Raw genomic sequence first — 24,876 nt, forward strand, 5'->3', positions numbered from 1 at the left:
TTTTATATTATATCAAAGTGTTTCATGTTTGTCAACAACTTTTTTAAATTATTTTTTGTCGCTTTTTATTTTTATCAGCGACAACCTCTATATAATATCATGTGTATTTTGTTTTGTCAACACATTTTTTGAGGTTTTTATTTTTATTTTCAAAGGCTACCTTACATTCCTTATTATAAATAAAAATCCATCACTTTTCCGTGACGGATTTTTATAATACCATTATCAGTTTCTATTGTCAAGCCTTTTATCTCAACATTGTTGCAATTTTCATAATTATATTATTATCATATAAAAAACTAAGGATCTGATCTTCTCTGATCATTCCCATTGCCTGCTTTCCTATCGTTGTTGTATACAGAAGCGTAATTACGATAAACAGGATCCCTACTATAATAAATGAAATCGTCGACCCTACCAGAACTCCTGCCAGCCTGTTCAGAATTCCCAGAACCGGAAGTGCTGTCACAAAATCAAGCGCAAACACAACCGCTCTTATCACAATGGTTGCAAACAGGAATGTTACCAGAAACGCGACAATCTCGATAACCAGCTTTGCAAAATATTTGCTTACATATTCCGCAAATGTCGTTACCCCAAGCTTCTGATAAACTTCACTGTTATTATTTTCCAGAAGAAGATTCTTAAATACATCCGGAAGATCTGCCCCCTCGATTGCCACTATCTGCATTTGCTTTGGAACCTCAGCCTCCATGATCGACTGCTCTACCTCTTCCGTTGACACATGTCCATCGAAGATATCTGGTGAAATTCCATACTGCTGCAGCATCTCATCTGACACATTACCATTTACAATATCTTCCACGGTAATTCCTGCTGCTTCCAATGTCTGCTCAGATACACCTGCCGCTGAGAGGATTCCCAGCACCTGCTCTTCCGTAAATCCCGAATTTGTATCCGCTTCTCCCGTGAAGGCTTTTGTCATCGTTTTTATACACTGCTGTTCTACCATCTCATCAATCGGTGTAAGCGAATAAATTGCTTTGCTGACATACGGCGTTGCAAAATACACAACCACCAGTGTAAGGATCGTCGCCCCAAGCGATACAGCAATCCTGACAGCACCTTTAGCAAATCCTACAATAGCTCCTATTGCTATAATGCCCCCGACAATTACCAATAAAATATTTACTTCCATACTCTACTCCTATTTTACAAGCCGTACCTCTGCAAGTCCGTCTGCATTCATCACAAGGTACTTATTGATTCCGAAAACCGGAATTACTTCTTTTATCTCATATTCTGTCGTTCCTTCAAATTGCTTCACACCAAGCTTGGAATAAATCAGGCAGGAAGTCCCATCATACATGATAACATTTCCATCTGCAATCTTTACATTTCCATATTCCCCGGTAAATGTTTTAGATAATTTCTGATTTCCTTCCATATCATATAGGCGAAGCTCATATTCTCCGCTTTCTTCTTTCAGTATGAACCCAAGATATTCATCGTCATGGAAAAAGCTTTTAATCTGCTTATCCAGCTTTACTGTTTTAGAAAGCTTCGGCTTGTCCGTTTCCTTATAGATCATAAACGACTGATCTCCGACCAGTACAGACTTCTTCTCATCTATAAAAAACGAAGTCGGAACAATTGTGTTTTTGTAAACATCATCAGCAACCTGATATTCTTTGTTTGCTTCTTCTGTATTATCAAAATCCAGGTATCCGACTCTTGTTGCCTCGACACCATCCGCTACACACAAATATGAAATCTGAAGTCTCGTTCCGTTCGGCGAAAGTGCGATTCCAATCGGGTATCCGGTTCCGGTAAGTGAAGCTCTGTGCTCTACCAGTACATTTCCTGTCGCATCATAGCACACAACCATTGGTGAATTTTCGTTATTTAAAATCGTACTGACAATTCCATTTTCCGCAACAGCTATCTTCTCGATCGGATAATTCGTATGGATTTCTCCCTTCGCACCTTTTTCATCCATAACATAAATATCATTTCCACCGCGCTCTGCGACCGCCATCGCTTTTCCCGACACATTGATAACCGGATCCTTAATCTGATAAGACTGGTTCCACTGCTCTACACCTTTTTTATTGATATACGCAATTCCATCCCGTCCGTATTTGAGCATTCCGTCTGCATATTGCAAATATTTCAGATCACTTGATTCTGTCTCTTTATTTTTATAGCTTTGCAGAGTCCGTAAGCTTGTATATGTCTGCAATTTCACAAGCAGATAACTGCTGATCAGTGCAAACACAAACGCCAAAATCGTTGCCGCCGTCTTTATTCTCTTTTTTACTTTGTACGCCTTTATCTTCTCTTCCAGGTTTTCTTCCGGATCACGTACCTTTACTATCACATCCATAACCTGTCCTTTTCCTGTCGTTAGTTTGTTGTTAGTATACCACAGTTTTTATTCATATGTACAGAAAACTACGGCAGAATCAATTTCTGTCCGATAAAAATCAGGTTTCCGTCCGACAACCCGTTCATTCTGCAGATCGCATCTACATGTCCACTGTCCCCGTATACTTTCTTGCTGATTTTGGCTAGCGTATCGCCTTTTTCTACAATATAAATATCTTCACTCATTTCCTGCATTGTGCTCATCGAAGAATCATCGACCTTTTCTTCCTCTGTCGAAGCAGAATCAGAGCCCTCTCCCTGCTGTGGCATCGGATCCTGCTGTTCCTCTGTCTGCGGATCATTCGTCTGCTCTGACTGAACGGTATTCTCATTTTGTTGCTCATTTGCTTCTTTTACTGTGCCACTGGTTTTCTGCGTTTTTTCCTCGCCCTGCTTCATGATCGAATTACGTATAAATTCTAGGGATGACTGGACACTTTTCATTTTCCCATAATTGTTCAGGGTTGTCACGCCCATGATCAGAACCACAATTACCAGAAACACGCTCGCCACATATGTCAGCCTGGAAGTTTTCTTCTGCTCCTGCGCCTCAAATCTTTCTTTTACAAGGTTGCGAAAGTCTTTTGCAGCCTTATCTTCCACAACTTCGCTGGGTGTCACGCCAATCTTTTTCCGTGCCGTAATCATATAACTCTGCATTGCAGCATTTTTTTCATAATAAACATAATGCCCGCCAATCTGCATCAGCTCTTTATATTTGTAACAATAATACTGTTCTTCCACCTCTGCATTATCTTTTAATATGAAAATAGTATTTTTTTCGGAAAAATATTTTTCATGGGTATTGAATATCTTCGTATCTATCACCATTCGCACGCCCGGTCTGCAGAGCATCCAGCCAATCATCGTACCCTCTTCAAAATATTCCTTTTTCTCCTGCTCTGCTTTTTCAAAATTCTCCTGTGAAATGATTTCATTTTCATCATCGGAAAATTCCATGCAGATCGCGCCAAAAATATAGAGACACTCCTGTCCTTCTGTTACTTCTTTTTTACCGACCAGAAATGCACCTGCCTGTTCCTTATCTGCTTTATCACAAATCTGATTCAGAAATGTATCTACATAATCTTCCACGTAAATCTTCGGAGTATCACTCACATTTCCTATCTGACGTACATTTTTTGGAAATTTGTTTTCCATAATACTCTCACCTCATTCTGCATATTTTGTAGTTTAGGCTATCGTATCATATGGAAAGCACACTTTTTATCGCTTTGTGTCTACTAAATAGGAAAATCGTTCGACAATCCTGTCCATTCCCCGTTTTTTCTTTACCGGATCGCTCTCCTTCCGCTGTGCAGTCTCAAAACTGCCGCAATACTTGTCAGCAAGTGTCGTAATCCATCCTTCTTTTGTCCGCGGCACAGAAAAAAGTGTAACCGGCCACATATGGTTGATGATAATATCCCGTTCGATGCTATTCAGATCAAAAAATTTCTCTGCGTTCATGAGCGCTCTTTTCGGATGCGTCATCCCATGAAAATGATCCCCTGTCCGCTTTGCATGGGTATGCCAGTCGTACAAAAACAAATCATGCAGCATTCCCGCACGCGCTGCTGACCTTGCATCCAGTCCAAGTGCCTTACACCAGATATAATTATAGTAAGAAACATGAAGGCAGTGCTGATAACAGTTTGTCACTCCATGATGCGGATAAAGCTTCATTCTCAGCACTACCGGATGGGTTGCGATATCTTTGATGCATTCATAAAACTGCTCAAATTCTTCATCCTGCTCCTCCGGTGTTTTATTTTCCTTTTTTAATTTATCATTTAATTCAGTTATCGTTTCCTGTAATTTTTCCATTTTGGGTATCCTCTTTTTTCTGCCGTGTTCCTTTTCCCGGCGTACTTTAAGTATACCAAAATTTCTTTTGTTCCACCTCATTCTTTTCTAAAGAATTCCTTATGATTTTGTGATGTTTCTGTGATTCATATTGTTTCTTTCAAATTCCTGGTATAAAATAGGGCGAAACAAAAATGAGGAGGCTGATTGTAACATGAAACAGATTTATGAAGACCTGTCAGACGATACTGACTTTGATATCATTGATCTGGATGACGTACCGGATCGGGATACCGTAAAAAGGCGTAAAAAGAAATCTCAAAGAGATGTAAATAAAACCAACAAAAGCGAGAAAGTAAAAAAGAAGGAACACTCTTCCTCCGAAGATCCTTCAGAGGATTCACGAAAGGAGCGGTCTAAAAAAGCCCGGAAACGTACTTCCGGAAACTCTGGAAACGGCAGTTCAAAAGCTTCCGGGAAAAAGCGTTCCACTCCATCCGCTTCGATCATCACCACTCCGGTGAAAAAGACCGTGCAGACAGGCGCAAAAATAACCGGCAAACTCCTGCAGACCGGAGCCCGTGGCGTAACGCTTCTGATGATCGCCGTAATTGCATTTAATATTTTCAAAAATTTCTGGAGCTGTTATCCGGTATATGGTTCACTTGCCACAGCGGTAAATGCCAAGAATTATACGCTCGGTGCCTTCCTTGGCGTCGCAGCATTTCTGCTGATTATGGAGATTATTTTCTTCCTGTGGGCGCTGACCGGACCATGTGCTTATGGAGACAGGGGAACAAAGCGTGTCGATACCGGACGGGGGCTTTTCTCTTTCCTGTTCATCGGTATAACTGTAATTGCTGCCGGAATGTTCTGGAATCTGATTCCTTCTTCTCCATCACCACTGACCGGTCTTGCCGGCGGTCTGCAGCTGTATGGAAGTCTGAAAGGAATCCTTCTTCCATTATGCGGAATTGGACTTGTAAGCTGTATTATACGGAAAATATTTTCCTAGAACGGGAAATATGCCACTCTCAAAATATAACTGGTTATAGTGCCACTGGTCTGGTGCTGTATTCTTCTCACTCCCACAGCGGATCAAGAACTTTCATCTATAACAAAAATGCCAGTCCCGATTTACACCGGTTCTGGCATTTTTATTATAGATTCTCAGAATCCTTTTTATTATTTTACAAATGCTTTTACTTTTTCGCAGATGCTGTCTGCATCAAGTCCGTACTTCTTGATCAGTTCAACTGCCGGACCAGATTCCCCGAACGTATCCATAACACCAATCTTCAGAACAGGTGTAGGAAGTTTTTCAGAAAGCACATCACATACAGCACTTCCAAGTCCACCGATAACAGAATGTTCTTCTACGGTAACAACTTTTCCTGTCTCTTTTGCTGCTGCAACAATAAGTTCTTCATCAATAGGTTTGATCGTATGGATATTGATTACTTTTGCATCGATTCCGTCTGCTGCAAGCTTTTCAGCTGCTGCAAGAGATTCGCTCACTTCAAGTCCTGTTGCAACGATTGTTACATCTTTACCTTCGCGAAGTACGATTCCTTTTCCGATCTCAAACTTATAATCCGGATTATCATTGATTACCGGCACTGCAAGTCTTCCGAAACGCATATATACCGGTCCCTGATGTTCATATGCTGCAAATACAGCTGCTCTTGCTTCTACATCATCTGCCGGGCTGATCACTACCATACCTGGGATTGTTCTCATAAGAGCGATATCTTCGTTGCACTGATGGGTAGCACCATCTTCACCAACGGAAATACCTGCATGTGTAGCACCGATCTTAACATTGTTCTTCGGATATCCGACAGAGTTACGAACCTGTTCGAATGCACGTCCTGCTGCGAACATTGCAAATGTACTTGCAAACGGAACTTTGCCTGTTGTAGCGATACCAGCTGCAACTCCGATCATGTTGCCTTCTGCGATACCACAGTCGATAAATCTTTCCGGGAATGCTTTCTTAAACATTCCTGTCTTTGTAGCTCCGGCAAGGTCAGCATCAAGTACTACTACATCATCATGCAGTTTTCCAAGTTCAACTAAAGCATTACCATAGCTTTCTCTTGTTGCGATTTTCTTTACTTCTGACATAATGCTTCACCTGCTTTCTCTAAATCTTCCATAGCGATCTTGTATTCTTCATCATTCGGAGCTTTTCCATGCCATCCAGCCTGGTCTTCCATGAAAGAAACACCTTTACCTTTTATGGTCTTGGCAATAATAGCTGTCGGCATTCCTTTTGTTTCTTTTGCTTCTTTGAAAGCAGCTGCAATCTGATCAAAATCATGTCCATCGATATTGATTACGTGGAAGTTAAATGCTTCAAATTTCTTGTCGATCGGGTATGGTGAGTTAACTTCATCAATACGTCCGTCAATCTGAAGGTTGTTATTATCTACAATTACTACCAGATTGTCCAGTTTTCTGAAGCCTGCTAACATAGAAGCTTCCCAAACCTGTCCTTCCTGAATTTCTCCATCTCCGAGAAGTGTGTATACACGATAGTCATCATTACTCAGTTTTGCAGAAATAGCCATACCTACTGCTGCTGAGATTCCCTGTCCCAGAGATCCGCTTGACATATCAACACCCGGGATGTGCTTCATATCCGGATGTCCCTGAAGGTAAGATCCTGTATGACGAAGTGTCTTGAGGTCTTCTACCGGGAAGAATCCTCTGTGTGCCAGCGCAGAATAGTATCCCGGAGCTGTATGTCCTTTGGAAAGAACGAAACGGTCGCGGTCTGCTTTCTTAGGATCCTTAGGATCGATATTTAACTCTTCAAAATATAAATATGTGTAGATGTCTGCTGCTGACAGAGATCCGCCCGGATGTCCGGATTTGGCAGCGTGTACTGCTGTCACGATGCTCTTACGGATTTCATTTGCAGTTTTCATAAGTTCTGACTTGTTCATGAAAATATGCCTCCTGAAATAGTTTATTTTTAGTCACTTTGTCGGAAGCGCAGATTGGTGCTCTTCCGACAGTAAATTATTCCGATTGTAAATTTTATTCTCCGAATACTGCTTTGTAATCAGCCTGGAATTTTGCGATACCAGCATCTGTAAGCGGATGATGTGTCATCTGTTCAATTACTTTGTAAGGAACAGTTGCAATATCAGCACCTGCAAGTGCACATTCTGTAACGTGCATTGGGTTACGGACGCTCGCGCAGATGATCTGTGTATCAATATCTCCGGCCGCTGCAAACATCTCAGCGATTTCTTCGATCAGTTCTGTTCCACGTACAGAAATATCATCCAGACGTCCAAGGAACGGCGATACATATGTAGCCCCTGCTCTTGCTGCAAGAAGTGCCTGGTTTGCTGTGAATACCAGTGTTACATTTGTCTTGATTCCTTCAGCTGTAAGAGCTTTACAAGCTTTCAGTCCTTCTACAGTCATCGGAATTTTAACTACCATGTTCGGATGGATCTTAGCGATTTCTCTACCTTCTGCAATCATACCTTCTGCATCAGTAGTTGTTGCTTTTACTTCTCCACTGATCGGTCCGTCTACGATAGATGCGATCTCTGCGATAACTTCTTTAAAATCACGTCCCTCTTTTGCGATCAGTGACGGATTTGTTGTAACTCCGCAGATAACTCCCATATCGTTAGCTTTTTTAATGTCTTCCACATTTGCTGTGTCGATGAAAAATCTCATTTCGTTTTCCTCCTTATGAACATGAAAATTCGTATTTCCCGTTATCAGGAATCCCTCTTTTTATCTGATTGCCTGACTTGGTTAAATTATATCGCAATTTACTCTGACAGGTCAATAGCCATATGTTTTTATTAGTAATTTTTCGCGTTAATATTAACTATTTTATTAGTAATTTTTTGATACCGTTTTTGGATAATCCTTTATTTTATAGCGTTTTCAGAGACATAAACTATGAAATATTACTAATATTTTTTGAATTTAAACTAATTTTTCCCTTTTTTTGTTTTCGCATAAGACGTCGTTCCACGCACGATCAGACGAGGTTCATATTCTACATGGTAGGTGCTGATCGGCTGGATCTCTGAATACTGGCTGTTCTGAGAAAGAATCTTTTTCATAATGATATCACAGGCATCCCGCCCTTTGAAAACGACAAAATGCTCGATCGTTGTCAGCGACACCTTATGCATCTTCGCAAACAGTGTATTATCACATCCCATTACGGAAATATCTGCCGGAACTTTATATTTTTCTTCGTGAAGTGCATCCAGGATTCCAAATGCGATCATATCATTTAATCCGACGATCGCAGTAATATCATTATGCTCTCTCAAAAGCTCTTTCGTCAGATCATATCCGATCTTATACTCCGAATCGATATTCGGGATGCTCATATCGATCGACTCATTTGCTGCCTTGATGATCACATTGTCTTTTAATCCAACAGCATCAAATTCTTTCAGAAATCCTTCCACCCTTTTGGAGCGCTGCTTCTGTCTGGTTGTAAGAGGTGGTGCAATATACGCTACTTTCCGATGTCCCAGATCCAGAAGATGCTTTGCCATCATCCTTCCGAGTTTGGAATTATCCAGTTCCACTGCATCTACATTCAGATGCTCATTCTGGTTATTGATAATTACGATCGGAATTTTTTCTGCCAACTCTTCTATCGTATCCATAAAGCAATGACTTGGATTGCAGGTATAGATAATGCCAAGCGGTTTCAGCTCATGCATCATCCTGAGATACCGCTCCTCCATCTTCAGATCCCTCTGGGTATTGCACACAAACAGTCCATATCCCTGCTCCTTTGCACGGGATTCAATCCCCTGAAGCAACATAACATAATAAGGGTTCGTGAGGTTGGAACAAAATACGACGATCAGTTTTTCTTTCCTGCTTTCTCTGCGTGTCTTTCTTTTCGGTACTTCGTATCCCATCTCTTCTGCGATCTGTTCCACTTTACGGATCGTTTCTTTTGAAAATGATACATTATATTTTTTATTCAGGATCATGGATACCGTTGCCTGCGACACACCTGCCGCATGTGCGATATCCGAAGAGGTTACTTTCTTCTTTCTCATATCTTTACTTCTTTCAAATGCATACGTTTCCGGCACTCCTCGCAGTCCTTAAGTCACGTTAAGTCACCTAAAGTGCTGTACGTCCTTCCAGTGCACGCAGAAGCGTCACTTCATCAATATATTCCAGATCGCCGCCGACCGGCACGCCGCTTGCGATCCGGCTGACCTTGATTCCTGTCGGCTTGATCAGTTTGCTGATATACATCGCAGTAGTCTCCCCTTCCAGGCTGGAATTGGTTGCGATGATCACTTCATCCACATCCCCCTGAAGACGCTCCATCAGCTCTTTTAGCCGGATATCTCCAGGTCCGATCCCAAGCATCGGGGAAATTGCGCCATGAAGTACATGGTACACACCATTATATTTTCCAGTCTTTTCATAAGCTGCAAGATCTCGGGAATTTTCCACAACCATGATCGTCTTATGATCCCGCTCCTCGCTGGCACAGATTGGGCATAATTCTTTGTCAGTAAGCGTGCAGCATTGCTTGCAGTATCTTACATTATTTCTTGCATCTACCAGTGTCGCTGCAAGCTGTTCTACCTGTTCCTTCGGCATATTAATGATATGAAAAGCCAGCCTTCCGGCTGACTTTGCTCCGATACCAGGCAGTCTTGATAATTCTTCGATCAGTTTACTGATCTGACTGCTGTAATAATCCATCTTTTACACTCCCGTTCTAGAACATTCCCGGCATTCCGCCAAGTCCGCCAGTCAGCTTGCTCATAGCGGAAGTATTTGCCTCATCGACCTGACGAAGTGCTTCATTGACTGCTGCCATAATCAGGTCTTCCAGCATCTCTACATCATCCGGATCCACAACTTCTTCCTGAAGTTTTACTTTCTGGACTTCTTTTTTACCGCTTACGGTCACTTCTACAGCTCCGCCGCCTGCAGTTGCTGTAAAACTTTTCTCTTCCATCTCTTTTGCCTGCTCTTCCATCTGCTTCTGCATCTTCTGAGCCTGCTTCATTAAATTTGCCATATTTCCCGGCATTCCGCCTCCTGGAAATCCTCCTCTTTTTGCCATAACTATAAATCCTCCTAATTATTATTCATCTTCAATCGTGATCTCCATATTGATCACTTTTTCTATATCCACAAAACTGTCTTCAAAATGGCGTCCGTTCTCCACCTGACGCACATCAATCTCCACAGTCTTGCCGATTTTTTTCTCAATCAGATCTTTTAATTCCTGCTTATGTTCTTCGCTTCCTACCACGCTGGCGCTGATCTCATCCGGCAGAACGATCAGAAGTCTGTCCTGATTGTCCACGCTGAGTCTTGCCTGCTTCAGATAGCCTCTAAGCATTCCTGATGCTTCGTTTGCAATCTTCCGGAAATTGGATGTCACCTGCTTTACATCTTCCTTCAGTGCTTTCGGAAGCTGCGGTTTTGGCTGTGGCTTCGGTGCTTCACCATTTACATAAACAACCCTCTCCTGCGGCTGCGCAACTGCAAAACTTCCTTCTTCTACCTGTTTTTCCAGTGCACGGATCCGGTCCAGAAGACTGTCCTTCGTACTCTCCATCTGCGGTTTGCAAAGCTTGATCAGTGTTACTTCCAGAAGCACTCTTTTCTGTGTTGCGTATTTGAGCTGATTTGTCAGCTCGGAAAAAATACGGATATACCGGAGCAGCACCCCGGATTCGATCATCTGTGCTTCCTCTTTCAGCTGCGCCAGATTCTCCGTCGATACATCCAGCACATCTTCCATATTATCCGAAGTTTTCACCAGAAGAAGGTTGCGCAGATACCAGGTAAAATCTGCCGCAAGCTGCGTCAGTTCTCTTCCCTGCATCACAAGCTCTTCTACAGTAGCAAGTACCTTTCCCACATCCTGGCTGATGATCTGTCTGAGAAGCCGGCTGAACACATCCGTATCCACCGCGCCAAGAACCTCAAGAACATGATCGTAGGTCAGCTTCTGTCCGAGGTAAAACGCAATGCACTGATCCAGAAGACTTAGTGCATCTCGCATGGATCCGTCCGCCGCTTTCGCAATATAGCGGATTGCTTTTTCTTCTACCTCAACTTGTTCTTTTTTCATCAGTTCATCCAACCGCGCTGCGATCGTATCGATCGTAATACGCTTGAAATCGTAGCGCTGGCATCTGGATAAAATCGTGATCGGAATCTTATGTGCCTCTGTCGTTGCAAGAATAAAGATTACATATTCCGGGGGTTCCTCCAAAGTCTTTAACAGAGCATTAAATGCACCTATTGAAAGCATATGCACCTCATCGATGATATACACCTTATATCTTCCCTCCGTCGGACGGTAGGATACCTCTTCCCTGATCTCACGGATATTGTCCACACCGTTGTTGGAAGCCGCATCGATCTCAATGACGTTCATGGAAGTACCGGCTGCAATATTTTTGCACATGGTACATTCCCCGCAGGGACTTCCGTCTACCGGATGCTCGCAATTGACTGCCTTTGCAAAAATCTTCGCTACTGTTGTCTTTCCGGTTCCTCTTGTGCCACAGAACAGATATGCATGTCCGATCCTGTCCGCCTTTATCTGATTCTTCAGCGTTGTGATAATATGATCTTGTCCTTTTACGTCTTCAAATTCCGCAGGACGGAATTTACGATACAGGGCAGTATATGACATGTTAAATTACTCCTTTACTCATCACCAAAACTGATTCCGACAATCTTGGCTTCTTTGATGATATCCGCTTTCGGATCTACCATCTTCAGCTTTCCGGCAACCTCTCCAAGCGGAACCTTGCGGATGTTGCCGTTCTTGATTCCTACCATATATCCGTAGTCCTCTTTTAAGATCAGGTCTGCTGCTGCTGCTCCAAGTCTGGTTGCAAGCACACGGTCATACGGACACGGGCTTCCACCTCTCTGCGTATGTCCCGGAACCGTGATACGAACCTCCTGATCCATACGGTTCTGGATCTTCTCTGCAAGCTCATATGCCACAGACGGATAGCCCTTCTTTTCCTGTTTTTCTTTTAATTTTTTCTTCGGAAGGGCTGCATCTTCTTTTGTGATCGCGCCTTCTGCAACCGCGATGATCGTAAAATGCTTTCCTGCCTCTGTACGGCTCTTGATCGCACGCACTACGTTATCCACATCATACGGGATCTCCGGGAGAAGAATAATATCTGCTCCGCCTGCGATTCCGGCATGAAGTGTTACCCATCCTACTTTATGCCCCATAACCTCTACAATAAATACACGGCTGTGTGAAGTTGCAGTTGTATGGATTCTGTCAATTGCTTCCGTTGCGATATCTACCGCACTCTGAAAGCCAAATGTCATATCTGTTCCCCACAGATCGTTGTCGATCGTCTTCGGAAGTGTAATCACATTCAGTCCTTCTTCTCTTAACAGATTCGCAGTCTTATGTGTTCCATTTCCTCCCAGTACTACCAGGCAGTTCAGGTTCAACTTGTGATAAGTATGCTTCATCGCTTCGACCTTATCGATTCCATCCGGTCCAGGTACGCGCATCAGTTTAAACGGCTGTCTGGATGTTCCGAGGATTGTTCCACCCATCGTCAGTATTCCCGAAAAATCTTTTGCTGTCAGCATCTCAAAGTTCGAATAAATAAGTCCTTTATATCCATCCTGAAATCCATAAATTTCCACATCGTTTCGTTTTGAACAAAGTCCTTTTACAACACCTCGCATGGCTGCGTTCAGTGCCTGACAATCCCCACCACTGGTAAGCATTCCAATTCTAAACATAATTGCCCATCCTTTCCCTGTTCATCTTTTCCAGATCAGTCTGTTATTTTCAGTTATAATCCCTTTGTATTATAACCGATTCCTGAGTCCTATACAAGCAATAGTTCTGCTGCAAAACTGATACATACCGCATCCTGGTCTGTCATTTTGAATCACATCTGGCGAAATGCACAGCACAGATTGACTTTTTGTTCCGGAATGGATATATTATAGAAGTGAAACAGTTAGTGCAGGCATACATCTGATTTTTTGTGATCACATCAGACTCTGCACGTAAAAATTTATAAAAGAAAGTCAGGTATTCTCATGGAAAGAAATGAATTGTGCTGGTGTGGCAGCGGAAAAAAATACAAAAAATGCCATCTTATGATCGAAGAAAAGATCGCATATCATGCAGATAAAGGAGAAATCGTTCCGACAAGAGATATGCTCAAGACCATTCCTCAGATTGAAGGAATCCAGAAAAGTGCAAATCTCAATACTGCCGTACTTGATCATGTAGCAGCCCATATCCACGCAGGCATGAGTACAGCCGAAATTGATAAATTAGTTTATGACTATACAACCGAACACGGTGGAATCCCGGCACCGCTTAATTATCAGGGATTCCCAAAGAGTGTGTGTACTTCTATTAACAACGAGATCTGCCATGGTATTCCGGATGAAAATATTATTCTGGAAGAAGGCGATATCATCAATGTGGATGTATCTACCATTCTGGACGGATATTTCTCAGATGCATCCCGTATGTTTATGATCGGCAAGGTCAGCGAACGTGCCGAAAAACTGGTTCGTGTCACACAGGAATGTGTCGAACTTGGACTTGCGCAGGCAAAACCATGGAATCATCTCGGAGACATTGCAGATGCGATCAATTCACATGCAAAAGCAAATGGCTATTCTGTTGTAGAGGAAATCGGCGGACATGGTGTTGGTCTTGAATTCCACGAAGAACCTTGGGTAAGCTATGTTACACCAAAGGGAAGCGAAATGCTTCTGGTTCCGGGTATGATCTTTACCATCGAACCAATGATCAACGAAGGCAGTCCGGAATTCTTTGTTGATGAAGACAATGACTGGACGGTTTATACCGAAGATGACGGACTTTCTGCTCAGGTAGAATACATGGTCCGCATTACGGATGATGGCGCTGTCGTTATGACAAAATAATAATGCATAAAAAGGATGCTGCAAAATCATGACCTGATTAAGCCGCATCCTTTTTATTATGCATATCAATAATGGAATCAAACTCTCTACTCCAGATCCCCTTCCCGGTAAACACGAAGCAGCATCTTCAGCCCTTCAATATCTTCTTTGATCTTCTTTCCGGTATCTGTATCTCTTACCATCAGACGTTCTTTCTCAGTCTCTACCAGCTCCGATTTTGACTCAATATCTTTATTTTCCGTCAATGCCGCAAATACACTCTGGAATGGCTGGTGTGACTTGATCCGGATTCCATGGGAATTAAAGATCAGCGTATAACCGGCAATGCCGGTCGTCTTGTGATAACTTTTGCAAAAGCCCCCATCGATCACCATCAGTCGTCCATTTGCACGCACCGGATGCTCGCCTTTTGAAGTCCGCACCGGTGTGTGTCCATTGATGATATGTGACCGCTCAGAATAAAGACCAAATTCATGCAAAATCATATTGCAGACCTTTTCTTCTTCATAGAACCGGTAATATGGGTTGGACTCCTCATGCCAGGTCGTTTCATCCTTCACATAAGTCCGCTCAAAAGTCTTGATATTTCTGCCTGACAGCGGTGATTTTCTTCCGCACCACAGATACCACATAAAGTCTTTGTCTTTTTCCTTCGCATCTTTTGACCATGCCCTTCTTGCAATGTGTTCTGCATAATCCAGATAATCTCTTCCGCAATAACGCTTCCTTCCAAATACAACGCCCTCAAAATTACCGCTTTCATCCAGTGGTACACAGCCATGATATAAAAGGTTATTGTTAAAGATCCGGTACATACTTCCTTTTTTGTACAGAAAATCAATGTGCTGGCGCAGACGGATGCTGTTCACAAATGCCATCTCAAGACCTTCGACTACCTGCTCTTCCTCTTCGGTGAGTTGGTATACATCCTCCAAATTTTCTGCCGCAAAATTGACTGTCGGGAAAGTCTCTTCTTTAATGTCATATTCCCTTCCGTCAATTTCCACCGTCTGACGTGCAACATCGACCTTGTGAAGCAGAAGCTTATCCTCCATTTTGTAATCCGGATTGCGCAGGATCACCTGCCCTTCCAGTTTGAAAAGAAGTACTGAAATCTCTTTTAAGGCGGCCTCCATTGGATCAATGTCCGGATAAATCTTCTCTGCAAATAAAGTCAGCTTTCGGAGACTGATTCCATAGCTGTTTTCAAGGATCTTCATGTTATCGTATTTCAGATTGTTCCGGATGACCGTTGCAATGCAGGCTCTGCTTCCTGCCGCTGCCCCCATCCAGAGAATATCATGATTGCCCCACTCAATATCGATGGAATGATAAGTCATCAGGAGATCCATGATCCGATCTGCGCACGGTCCCCTGTCAAAAATATCGCCGACAATATGTAAGTGATCCACCGCAAGACGTTTGATCAGACCTGCCAGTACTTCGATAAACTCGTCTGCATTCTGAAGCTCAAGAAGTGTATCCAAAATATTGCGATGATAGATAAGCTGATTGTCATCCTCATCCTTCTGCACATGAATCAGCTCGTCCAGGATATATGCATATTCCTTCGGCATCGCTTTCCTTACTTTCGAGCGGGTATATTTGGAAGAAAATAACCTTGCGATCTCAATCAGTTTTCCCAGAATCACACGATACCATTCTTCATTGTTCTTCCCTTCTTTTTTGATCAGCGCAAGCTTCTCAACCGGATAATAGATCAGGGTACAGATCTCTTCTCTGTCCAGATCAGATAAGGTATCTCCAAACAGCAGATCCACTTTTTCCCGGATCACGCCAGAACAGTTATTTAATATATGACAAAATGCTTCATATTCTCCGTGCAGGTCACTCATGAAATGCTCGGTTCCCTTCGGCAGACTTAAGATTGCCTTCAGGTTGATGATCTCTCGGCACACAGCCTGCTCTGTCGGGTACTTTTCTGCCAGAAGTTCTAAATATTTTTCATCTTTCATTTTCTTCCTCCATCCGGTTATTTTTTACTTTACATATCCAATAAATACATTTCCGCTTCCGCTTACAAGACCGTTCATCTCATCCGGCGTTGCGGAATGACGTTCTCCGTCTGCCGGATCCAGATAAGCATACTTCGCATCCGTGTATCCGATGACCAGTACCGCGTGATCCACACTGAGCATTGCGATCACCGGTGTCTCATGGCTGATCGTATAGCGGATTTCTTCCGGTGTACATCCGGTCAGATCAAACCCTTCTCCACCGGTTGCTTCTGTCAGGATTTCTGCCGGCGACTTTCCGTTTTCCAGCTCTGTTGATGCATTTATATCTTCTACGCCTTCTAGCTTCAGGATCCGGTTCAGGCACGCTGCAAGTGTACTCTCACCTTCTCCTGTCCGGAACTCATCCATATTATTTACTTCATAAATATCCAGCGTATTTCCGGACTCCCATACATATTCCTGTGATGAAGAAATGACCACACCTTTTATCTTCTCCGCTTCCTGGATCGCATAAGATGCTTTTTCATACACCCCCTGCAGACTGCCAAGTGCATATACATAATACTGATTCTTTACCTTCGGTTTGTCAAAGCTGACAACCATCGGTTTATCAAACAATACCTGCTTTGGTTTTAAAATTTTTGCTTTGCTGTCTTTGATCCCATTTTCATAAGTCAGACGAACCAGGGTTCCCCGCAGATCATCATTGTAGGTCTCAACTGTGATATTGCTCTCTTCCTTCTCCTGATTGTTGGTAATATAATCTGCCGTTGTTGAAATATAGGTATTCTCATTTCTGTTCACCCGATTAAGTGTCATCATATTGTCTGCCACATAGCCATCCAGAATGTAAAAATCCTGTACCTCATAGGTCTTGGCTATCTCCTGTTTCTGCGTGATGATATCCACTTTATACATCGGGTACACACTCTGTCCGGATATATTGGTTCCTGCATCGTTTCCACGCAGCGTGCCATAGGCAAAATCATTCCGGATAAATCCGATCGGTTTGACATATTCGTCTCCTTCGGATGTAATATCAAAGGATTTGCCCGTCTTCAGATTCAGCACGATAATTTTCTGCGACTCATTGATCTTTCCGCCCTCACTCTGGTAAGCAAGCAGATGTCCGTCTGGTGAAACCTGATACTGCCCTTCCTCCAGATCTTTCACCAGCACCTCTCTGGTGTTGTCCTTCAGATTCACAAGATACAATGTACCATCTATCATTACATAAAGATTTTCATCAGAATTGCTGTAATATACAAATTTACCCAGATCCTCTTTCATCAGATAATATCCGTCTTCGCTAGGGACAAATGCTTTTTCCGTAACGGAATTTTTTTCTGCGTCAAAATAATAGACTGCTACACCTACCTGCCCTTCATGTACACCGCGATTCATATAACCCACTACAGTAAATGTGGTATTGCCTTTTTCATCTACTGAAATCAGGCGGATATCATGCAGGTCGCATAATGTACGCACATCCATGTTTTCCGCATCTGCGAAGCCGAATACCAGTGACATTTCATCCTCTTTTTTATCATAATGCCAGAGCTGGTTATCCTCTATAAATGCTACAATGGTTCCATCTGTATTAGTCTCATACTCCAGGTCCGTCGGCGCAATCCCAACAAGAACACCCTTCTGGTTCAGCGCAGTTGTCTTACCATCAAATCTCTGATTCATCGTGCGATCATAATCAAGCAGATACTGTTGTGCATCTTCCCCGGTGCGGATCCGGAAGAATTCCTTTACACTGTAAAGCCGATCAGCATAATCAGTATCCCCGGTGCACTTTACCTGGTATTTGAGGACAAGTGATGTGTAATTCTCATTGCATTCCTTAATTTCCCAGTATACATTTCCCGATACCTGCGGTGCAAGCGAACCCCATGTCACCTGTGACTGTGTCGATGCAAGTGTGACCTCCTGATAGGTGGAGCTGTCCTCACTGGAATCTGTTTCCAAATAGCTTTCGACCTTATCACCCTGATTTTCGAGTGCCGCATTGTGGAAATCATTTGCGAAATCCAGGCTTTTCTTATAGTTGCAATCTGCCGAATTCTTGATCCTGGTATAAAAATAAATATTCTGATTATCCAGGTACAAGGTTACTTTCAAAATCCTCTCTTCTTTCAGGATCTTCGTATTCTTGAAATTTAAAGTTACTGTATCCTGAACATCTTTAATGGTTCCCTCCTGGATACATTTTTTCCCATTCAGTGTATATACCTGCCAGTAAACCTTCTGGATCTGGTTATCATATTTTGCAATGTTCATATCCAGCTGGTTATTTGTGACGGGTGTCAGTGTATCACGCATTGAAGTAAGCGTCATATCGCTTTTATATCCCGGCAGTGAGTTCACTTCATATCCTTCTGTCGTAAAGGATATTCTTGGCAATGTCGCACCTCCCATATCTGCACTCATATCAGTGTTGCCTCTGTTCGTCACATAACTGGATACGATAACTGCAAGAATAAATACAGTAGTCAGTACCCCTGTCTTTATTGCTATCTTTTTAAACATTGTAATTATAGTCCCCTTTATCTTAATCTGCTAAATTTATACTCCTTTTTCTCCCTCTTCATTCTGCTGATCCAATAATCTCCCCAGCATTGGATCGATGTGAAGCATTTCTTCACATGTGCGGATTGCCTCTGTATTTTTTCCTTTATTTCCCGTGTAAATGGCCCGTATCAAAATATTCTTCGGTGTATGCTCCATATCGATAAACTCCAGGATCTGTGTGTCATATCCCTCCCTCTTGAGATATTCTGCACGCATAGCATCCGTGACAAGAGCTGCCATTCGCTCTTTGATCAGTCCGTAAGAAAACAGCGGTGCAAGTGTTTCATTTGCAATCTGACGGTTCACTTCATGCTGACAGCACGGAACCGAAAGAATGACCTTCGCTTTCCAGCCAACTGCTTTTGCAAGTGCAAAATCGGTAGCGGTATCGCAGGCATGCAGCGTCACGACCATATCCACTTCATCAGAGCCGGTATAATCTGCAATATTTCCTTCCATAAACTTCAGTTTTCTATAGCCATATTTTTTTGCAAGCTGGTTGCATGCATAAATGACATCCGTTTTCAGATCCAGTCCGATGATCCGGATATCATAACCTTTTAACTCATGCAAATAATAGTAAATTGCAAATGTCAGATAGGATTTGCCGCATCCAAAATCCAGAATCGTTACTTCCCTGTCCTTCGGGAGCTCCGGAAGAACATCCTCGATAAACTCAAGGAAACGGTTGATCTGGCGGAACTTATCAAACTTTGTCCGCACGATTTCCCCTTCTTTTGTCATAACTCCCAGATCCTGTAAAAATGGAACTGCTTTTCCTTCCTCCAGGATATAATGCTTCTTCCGGTTGTGTGACAGATCAATCTCTTTGAACCTCCCGGTCTGAAGCCGTCTCTGAATCGTCATTTTCCCTTTTTTGCTGACCAGAACCTGATAGCGGAATTTTCTCGTCTCCATCTGCATCTGTTTGAATTCCTGCATGGCATTTTCAATATATCCTGCTGCTTCTTCTTCATTCAGATTGTGGTGAAATACCTGGTTGTTCCGGTGTTCTTCGCACTGGTACAAAATATTGTCTTTATGCTCCACAGGGCGGATCTTAATCTTTACAATTCCGCCTTTTTCACGTGGATTGCTGATTATTGCTGATAAAAATTCTTTATTTAAACTCTTTTTTAAGATATTATTCAATGATTCCATTTTAATTTCCCCTTACATTTTAGGTTATATGTACGAATCCAGTTTTTATTGTAAAGCGAAATAAAATAGAGCGCAAGGGAAATTTCCCTTACGCCCCATATTTACCTGTTACTGTTCGACTTCCTGATAGACATCTTCCGTTTCTTTTGGAACCGGGAAACGGATCAGTACCTTGAACAGATCTCCGTCGAGATATAACTCGAATTTTCCCCCTTGAAGCTTTGTCAGATTCTGTGCAATCGAAAGACCAAGCCCGCTTCCTTCCGTGCTTCTGGATACATCTCCGCGGATAAATCTTTCTGTCAGCTCATCTGCCGAAATATTCAGCGGCTGCTCTGATACATTCTTGATCGTAAACTGTACTTCCTCACCTGTCTGAACCAGATCCACGTAGACCCGGCTTCCCTCCATTGCATATTTTGCCGCATTGTTAAATACATTTGCAAGAACTCTCCACATTCGTCTGCCGTCTGCGTAGATTGTTGCCGGTTCGGTCGGAAGATTCATGATCATTTTCAGATTCCTTGCCTCAAATTTTTCTTCAAACTCTGCACTGGTCTGGTTAACCAGCTCAACCAGATTCAGATTCATCATTTCCAGGCTGATATTGCCACTGCTTACCTTGGAAGCTTCTACCACATCCTCGGTAAGTGTCTTCAGACGATATGCTTTTTCTTCCAGAACCTGAAGATAATTCCGGATCTTCGGATCCTCAAAATCCTCTCTCTTTAAAAGGTCCACATAATTAATGATTGATGTAAGCGGCGTTTTGATATCATGGGATACATTTGTGATCAGATCCGTTTTGAGGCGTTCATTTTTTACGCTCTCTTCTACCGCCCGGTCCAGTCCATCTCCGATCTTATTGATGCTGACTGCTGCTTCAAGCTGTCCGCCTTTGAGTCCATTTAACGGAATCTGATAATCAACCTGACCGTCTGCGATTGCTTTTACCCCTTTGATGATCCGCGCTCTTCCGATGGCTCTGCGCATCAGGCAGAAAAATGCCCCCGCCTCTGCCGCAAGCATTACGAACAGCCAGATTCCCGGCTCCCACATGGCGATCGCGATCCAGTGAACTACAACCAGTACTCCAAACAAAATCGCAGCTTTCCAGACCTCCCCCAGATGCCGGATTCCAATCCGGACGTATTTGATGATCAGACATAAAATACTGTTCTTCCACAAGGTCTTTGCCTTGATCCTTCTTACCATTCCAAGCCAGAAAGTAAGTCCTGTCATGCAAACGCTTACCGCAACAATCCCTGCAAAAATCAGTACCGATGTGCCATTGAAACCATCTCCGCTAAACCAGACTCCGTTCAGCAGACTGTAACTTAAACTGATTTCCCCGTAAATACATATCACCATAACTGCAACCGACAAAAGAATAAAGAGTTCTGTCTTCATTTTATCGACCCGATTTAACACAATGCCTTCTTCCCGGTTTGATCTGCCTGCAACAATTGTCAGCCATGCCAGAATTACAAGCATTGCAAATCCGGTTGCAATCGCAATCCAGAAGGTAAATCTTACCTGCGGTGCATACTCCTGATAAATCTTGCTCTCCTGATAAAAGTCATCCTGGATTGGATAGGAAGTATCTACCGCGAACACGCATTCGTAATTATCCATCCACATATTGCCACCGATCAGTGATTTCCACTGTGATCCGTCCATATCAATATCACTCTGGTACTCAGTAAGCTTTGGTGTGGCAACCGCATATACTCCCAGCTTTTTCATACTTTCCAGATTCTTTTCCCATTCATCAAATCTCTGATATGCAAGACGGTTGGTATAAACTTTTTTATTGTCCAGATCTACAATCATATATGCAAGATTGGTATTACCTTCTTTATATTCTTCCGTTACATACTGCCACGTCAAAAAATTATCCCGTACACTGTCCACAGTATTTCCAAGCATGGACATCGCATCACTTAACTTGCCGTTCCATCTGGAATCCTTGTTCACAACTTCCAGAAGATTCTTCGCGCCCACCGGTGCACAGTTTTCGGAAACTTTTTCTCCGTCATACCGCCAGCACTTTGTGTAGACCTGGCGATTTTCACTGTCCAGAATATTGCGGTAAATACTTGCGGAACTCTCGATCCAGTCATTGATCAGAGAATCGATCACTTCTCCGGTGCTTTCCAGTGAATATTCATCTTTTGCCTCATCCATATTACCAAACTGAAGGTTCCCGTTTTTAAATTCCCGACGAAATTCTTTTTCATAGTAATAATGGTAGGTTCCGTCATCCTTCTGGCAGACGATGATCTCATCATCATTGTCTCCATCTGCCATCTTGGTCCCGTCTGCGTAGTACATCTCCTGATCGTTTTCCCAGTAATTCACAAGATCACCAAGACGGTATGCAAGCCCATTTACATTTTCATTTGAAATCTTACGATCTGAATCATATTCTTTCAGATCTACAATTCTGTTTTCATCATATTTTCCTTCTGTTTCAAAATTGCTGTCGTATCCTTCCGCAGCCGCAATATCATTTGCAGCACTCATCAGCTTGTCGGTAAACCCTTTTGACTGTTCATACTTCTTATGTGGCTTTTCAAACAGGATTCCTGCCAGATTATCGCCCGGATAACTGAATGTAAAAACCAGACATGTGATCATCACCACCGCTAAAATATGCTCCAGTACGATCAGGATTCCTTTACATGGTGCGCTCTGATACCATTTGTTATTCATAAGACCTCCTAACCGATCTTCTCTACCTTATATCCGACACCCCATACTACCTTCAGGTAACGTGGCTCTTTCGGATTGATTTCGATTTTCTCCCGGATATGGCGGATATGTACGGCAACGGTATTGTCCGCTCCGATTGCTTCTTCATTCCAGATATTTTCGTAAATCTGATTGATAGAGAACACCTTTCCCTGATTTTTAACGAGTAACAGTAATATATTGTATTCAATCGGTGTCAGCTTCACTTTTTCGCCGTCCACAGTCACTTCTTTCAGATCATCCCTGATCACAAGTCCCCCGGTCCGGAACTCACTCTGGTTGTCAGATCTCGCCGTACTTCCAAGCTGGGTGTAACGTCTGAGCTGGGATTTTACCCTTGCTACCAGCTCCAACGGATTGAACGGTTTGGTTATGTAATCATCTGCACCGATATTCAGTCCTAAAATCTTGTCCGCATCCTCTGATTTGGCGGATAAAATAATAATCGGGAGGCTCATGTTTTCCCGGATCTTGAGTGTCGCCCGGATTCCGTCCAGCCGCGGCATCATCACATCCATGATCAGAAGATCAACTTCATTTCTTTTCAATACCTTGATTGCTTCGTCACCATCATACGCCTTCAGGACTTCGTATCCTTCCTGCGTCAGGTAAATATCTATTGCTTCTACAATGTCTTTATCATCATCACATACTAATATTTTCGCCATCTTTTTCACCTCCTCTATACTATACAAGATTAACAGAGATTTTTTAAGAGATAGGGCGGGATTTTCTTAAGAATTTTTTGAGATTTGAAAATGTGGTGCGAGATGATCTATATTTGTCAGATACAGATTCTTGTGCAAGCACCAATCTGCACCTGACTCATCATATAAACAAAAAAACTCCCGGCAAGTTTTACTTTACCGGAAGTTTTCTCTTGTGAGGTAATATTTATGATTTCTACTTTTCGTCTTCTCTGTGATCTGCTTTTATATTGCGGTATCCTGCGATCAGTCCAAACCCGATCAGTCCAACACCAACTATCAGAAACAGAATCGTCGCCACGATCATAACAAGCTGTTCATTACCATGACTTGTGGAAATCGCCTTGAACATCTGGTATGCCAGTGTCAGCAGATAAAACCCGGCCATTGCATAAATCGCCAGTCTTGCATTTTTCTTCCATCCGTCATTCTCCGGCATCTTATTCTCGTCCATAACATTTCCCAGCCTTTTCTTTTTATTTTCTTACCAGATATTTTCTCATATCAATTGCACATGCGATCAGAATAATCAGACCTTTGATCACATACTGCATATTCTGACTTACTGCCAGGAACTGCAGTGCAACGAAGATGATTCTCAGAATGAACACCCCTAAAACAACGCCGCTGATCTTACCGGTACCACCTACAAAAGATACACCACCGATTACACAGGCAGCAATCGCATCACACTCGTAGTTCAGACCTGTATTTGCCTGGTTGGAACCGATACGTGCAGATTCAATGAATCCAGTGATACCATACATGCATCCTGCAAGTGTATGTACCAGAATGGTTGTTCTCATAACATTTACACCAGATACATTAGCAGCTTCCGGGTTGGAACCAACTGCGAACATATTCTTTCCAAATGTTGTCTTATTCCACATGAACCACATGAATACAACTACAACACAAGCGTACCATACATAGTTCGGGATCGGAACGCCACGGATCTTTAAGAAACTTCCTGTTACAAAATTCTTAAAGGATTTGTCCAGTCCGGAAAGTGGCTGTCCGTTGTTACCGTTCAGCATAATGTACATCAGAAGAATTCCGTATACGATCAGCTGTGTTGCCAGTGTTACAATGAATGGATGTAAGTGGAATTTCGCTACGAAGAATCCATTTACCCATCCAACAATACCTCCGACTACGATTACGATCAGAATAACCAGTGGTATCGGAAGAACCGGAAGATCCGGGAAAATTTTGGTTGCATAAGTTACTGACTGCAAAAGTGATGCAGAAATACATGCTGTAAGACCTACAACACGTCCGGCTGAAAGGTCTGTACCGGTAAGTACGATCGTTCCTGCAATACCACACGCGATCGGAATGTTCGCTGCAGACAGCGAGATAATGTTAACAATAGATGCCACGCTCAGGAATCTGCTGTTCTGTGTGTAAGTGTAAATAACTGCGATAATGATCAGAAGATAAATCGCATTATTGATAAGTCCTTCTTTCCACGCTTTTGCCTTGTCTGCGGAATCCAGTGCTTTGTATTCTGCATAGCGTGATTTTATATTTGCAAATGCTTTCATCTGGGAAGC

General features: G+C 42.7%; 21 protein-coding genes. 2 read left to right on the forward strand and 19 right to left on the reverse strand.

The genetic code is table 11. From position 1 onward, the window contains the following. Window positions 1-247: 247 nt before the first annotated feature. From PGW42_RS07930 to PGW42_RS07945, 4 genes are all read right to left on the reverse strand, one after another. Window positions 248-1,159 (reverse strand): CvpA family protein, encoded by a 912-nt coding sequence (locus tag PGW42_RS07930; protein WP_270203561.1) that lies wholly within the window; start codon window positions 1,157-1,159, stop codon window positions 248-250. A 9-nt stretch (window positions 1,160-1,168) separates the two neighbouring features. Further along, window positions 1,169-2,347, reverse strand: coding sequence for a DUF5711 family protein (locus tag PGW42_RS07935; protein ID WP_270203562.1), 1,179 nt, complete (start codon window positions 2,345-2,347; stop codon window positions 1,169-1,171). Window positions 2,348-2,415: 68 nt separating this feature from the next. Next, window positions 2,416-3,549, reverse strand: a complete 1,134-nt coding sequence (locus PGW42_RS07940; protein WP_270203563.1) for a LysM peptidoglycan-binding domain-containing protein — start codon at window positions 3,547-3,549, stop codon at window positions 2,416-2,418. A gap of 66 nt (window positions 3,550-3,615) precedes the next feature. Further along, window positions 3,616-4,215: an HD domain-containing protein gene (locus PGW42_RS07945; protein WP_117559435.1), complete on the reverse strand. Its 600-nt coding sequence runs from the start codon at window positions 4,213-4,215 to the stop codon at window positions 3,616-3,618. A 193-nt stretch (window positions 4,216-4,408) separates the two neighbouring features. On the opposite strand from PGW42_RS07945, the gene PGW42_RS07950 reads away from it, so the two are divergent. Further along, window positions 4,409-5,209 (forward strand): hypothetical protein, encoded by an 801-nt coding sequence (locus PGW42_RS07950; protein WP_270203564.1) that lies wholly within the window; start codon window positions 4,409-4,411, stop codon window positions 5,207-5,209. 170 nt (window positions 5,210-5,379) lie between these two features. On the opposite strand, the gene PGW42_RS07955 is transcribed toward PGW42_RS07950, so the two are convergent. From PGW42_RS07955 to PGW42_RS07990, 8 genes are all read right to left on the reverse strand, one after another. Next, the gene (locus PGW42_RS07955; protein WP_022220697.1) at window positions 5,380-6,321 is read right to left on the reverse strand and encodes a transketolase family protein; all 942 of its coding nucleotides are present in this window, start codon (window positions 6,319-6,321) and stop codon (window positions 5,380-5,382) included. Then, window positions 6,309-7,145, reverse strand: a complete 837-nt coding sequence (locus PGW42_RS07960) for a transketolase (RefSeq protein WP_055158468.1) — start codon at window positions 7,143-7,145, stop codon at window positions 6,309-6,311. Before PGW42_RS07960 ends, PGW42_RS07955 begins: the two co-directional genes overlap by 13 nt. Window positions 7,146-7,239: 94 nt before the next feature. Then, window positions 7,240-7,896 (reverse strand): fructose-6-phosphate aldolase, encoded by a 657-nt coding sequence (fsa, locus tag PGW42_RS07965; RefSeq protein ID WP_008370963.1) that lies wholly within the window; start codon window positions 7,894-7,896, stop codon window positions 7,240-7,242. A gap of 263 nt (window positions 7,897-8,159) precedes the next feature. Further along, window positions 8,160-9,260, reverse strand: coding sequence for a LacI family DNA-binding transcriptional regulator (locus PGW42_RS07970; RefSeq protein ID WP_044998858.1), 1,101 nt, complete (start codon window positions 9,258-9,260; stop codon window positions 8,160-8,162). A 67-nt stretch (window positions 9,261-9,327) separates the two neighbouring features. Next, complete coding sequence (gene recR, locus PGW42_RS07975; protein ID WP_008370967.1) at window positions 9,328-9,924, reverse strand: recombination mediator RecR; 597 nt, start codon at window positions 9,922-9,924, stop codon at window positions 9,328-9,330. A gap of 16 nt (window positions 9,925-9,940) precedes the next feature. After that, entirely contained in the window at window positions 9,941-10,291 is a 351-nt protein-coding gene (locus PGW42_RS07980; protein ID WP_022220696.1) for a YbaB/EbfC family nucleoid-associated protein, read from the reverse strand. Between the two features lie 21 nt (window positions 10,292-10,312). After that, window positions 10,313-11,881, reverse strand: coding sequence for a DNA polymerase III subunit gamma/tau (dnaX, locus tag PGW42_RS07985; RefSeq protein WP_008370974.1), 1,569 nt, complete (start codon window positions 11,879-11,881; stop codon window positions 10,313-10,315). A gap of 14 nt (window positions 11,882-11,895) precedes the next feature. Continuing rightward, window positions 11,896-12,972 (reverse strand): 6-phosphofructokinase, encoded by a 1,077-nt coding sequence (locus PGW42_RS07990; RefSeq protein ID WP_008370976.1) that lies wholly within the window; start codon window positions 12,970-12,972, stop codon window positions 11,896-11,898. 306 nt (window positions 12,973-13,278) lie between these two features. Here PGW42_RS07990 and PGW42_RS07995 point away from each other — a divergent pair, with 306 nt between their 5' ends. Further along, on the forward strand, window positions 13,279-14,142 hold the full coding sequence (locus PGW42_RS07995) for a methionyl aminopeptidase (protein ID WP_270203565.1): 864 nt from the start codon (window positions 13,279-13,281) through the stop codon (window positions 14,140-14,142). 86 nt (window positions 14,143-14,228) lie between these two features. Here the strand turns inward: PGW42_RS07995 and PGW42_RS08000 are convergent, their stop codons facing one another. The 7 genes from PGW42_RS08000 to PGW42_RS08030 all read right to left on the reverse strand — a co-directional run bounded on the left by PGW42_RS08000 (window position 14,229) and on the right by PGW42_RS08030 (window position 24,867). After that, on the reverse strand, window positions 14,229-16,118 hold the full coding sequence (locus tag PGW42_RS08000; protein WP_195509131.1) for a fructose-1,6-bisphosphatase: 1,890 nt from the start codon (window positions 16,116-16,118) through the stop codon (window positions 14,229-14,231). 24 nt (window positions 16,119-16,142) lie between these two features. Next, the gene (locus PGW42_RS08005) at window positions 16,143-18,656 is read right to left on the reverse strand and encodes a hypothetical protein (protein WP_270203566.1); all 2,514 of its coding nucleotides are present in this window, start codon (window positions 18,654-18,656) and stop codon (window positions 16,143-16,145) included. Between the two features lie 36 nt (window positions 18,657-18,692). Continuing rightward, complete coding sequence (locus PGW42_RS08010; RefSeq protein WP_117824395.1) at window positions 18,693-19,859, reverse strand: class I SAM-dependent methyltransferase; 1,167 nt, start codon at window positions 19,857-19,859, stop codon at window positions 18,693-18,695. 108 nt (window positions 19,860-19,967) lie between these two features. Next, complete coding sequence (locus PGW42_RS08015) at window positions 19,968-22,574, reverse strand: histidine kinase dimerization/phospho-acceptor domain-containing protein (RefSeq protein WP_270203567.1); 2,607 nt, start codon at window positions 22,572-22,574, stop codon at window positions 19,968-19,970. A gap of 8 nt (window positions 22,575-22,582) precedes the next feature. Beyond that, on the reverse strand, window positions 22,583-23,281 hold the full coding sequence (locus PGW42_RS08020) for a response regulator transcription factor (protein WP_055261879.1): 699 nt from the start codon (window positions 23,279-23,281) through the stop codon (window positions 22,583-22,585). A gap of 235 nt (window positions 23,282-23,516) precedes the next feature. Further along, complete coding sequence (locus tag PGW42_RS08025; RefSeq protein WP_215634627.1) at window positions 23,517-23,774, reverse strand: hypothetical protein; 258 nt, start codon at window positions 23,772-23,774, stop codon at window positions 23,517-23,519. Window positions 23,775-23,796: 22 nt separating this feature from the next. Continuing rightward, a complete protein-coding gene (locus PGW42_RS08030) occupies window positions 23,797-24,867 on the reverse strand; it encodes a galactose/methyl galactoside ABC transporter permease MglC (protein WP_117824392.1) in 1,071 nt (356 codons plus the stop codon). Window positions 24,868-24,876: the final 9 nt, after the last annotated feature.

The sequence above is a fragment of the Coprococcus sp. TM115-187 genome, assembly GCF_027679115.1.
GTDB classification, from domain to species: domain Bacteria; phylum Bacillota; class Clostridia; order Lachnospirales; family Lachnospiraceae; genus Allocoprococcus; species Allocoprococcus comes.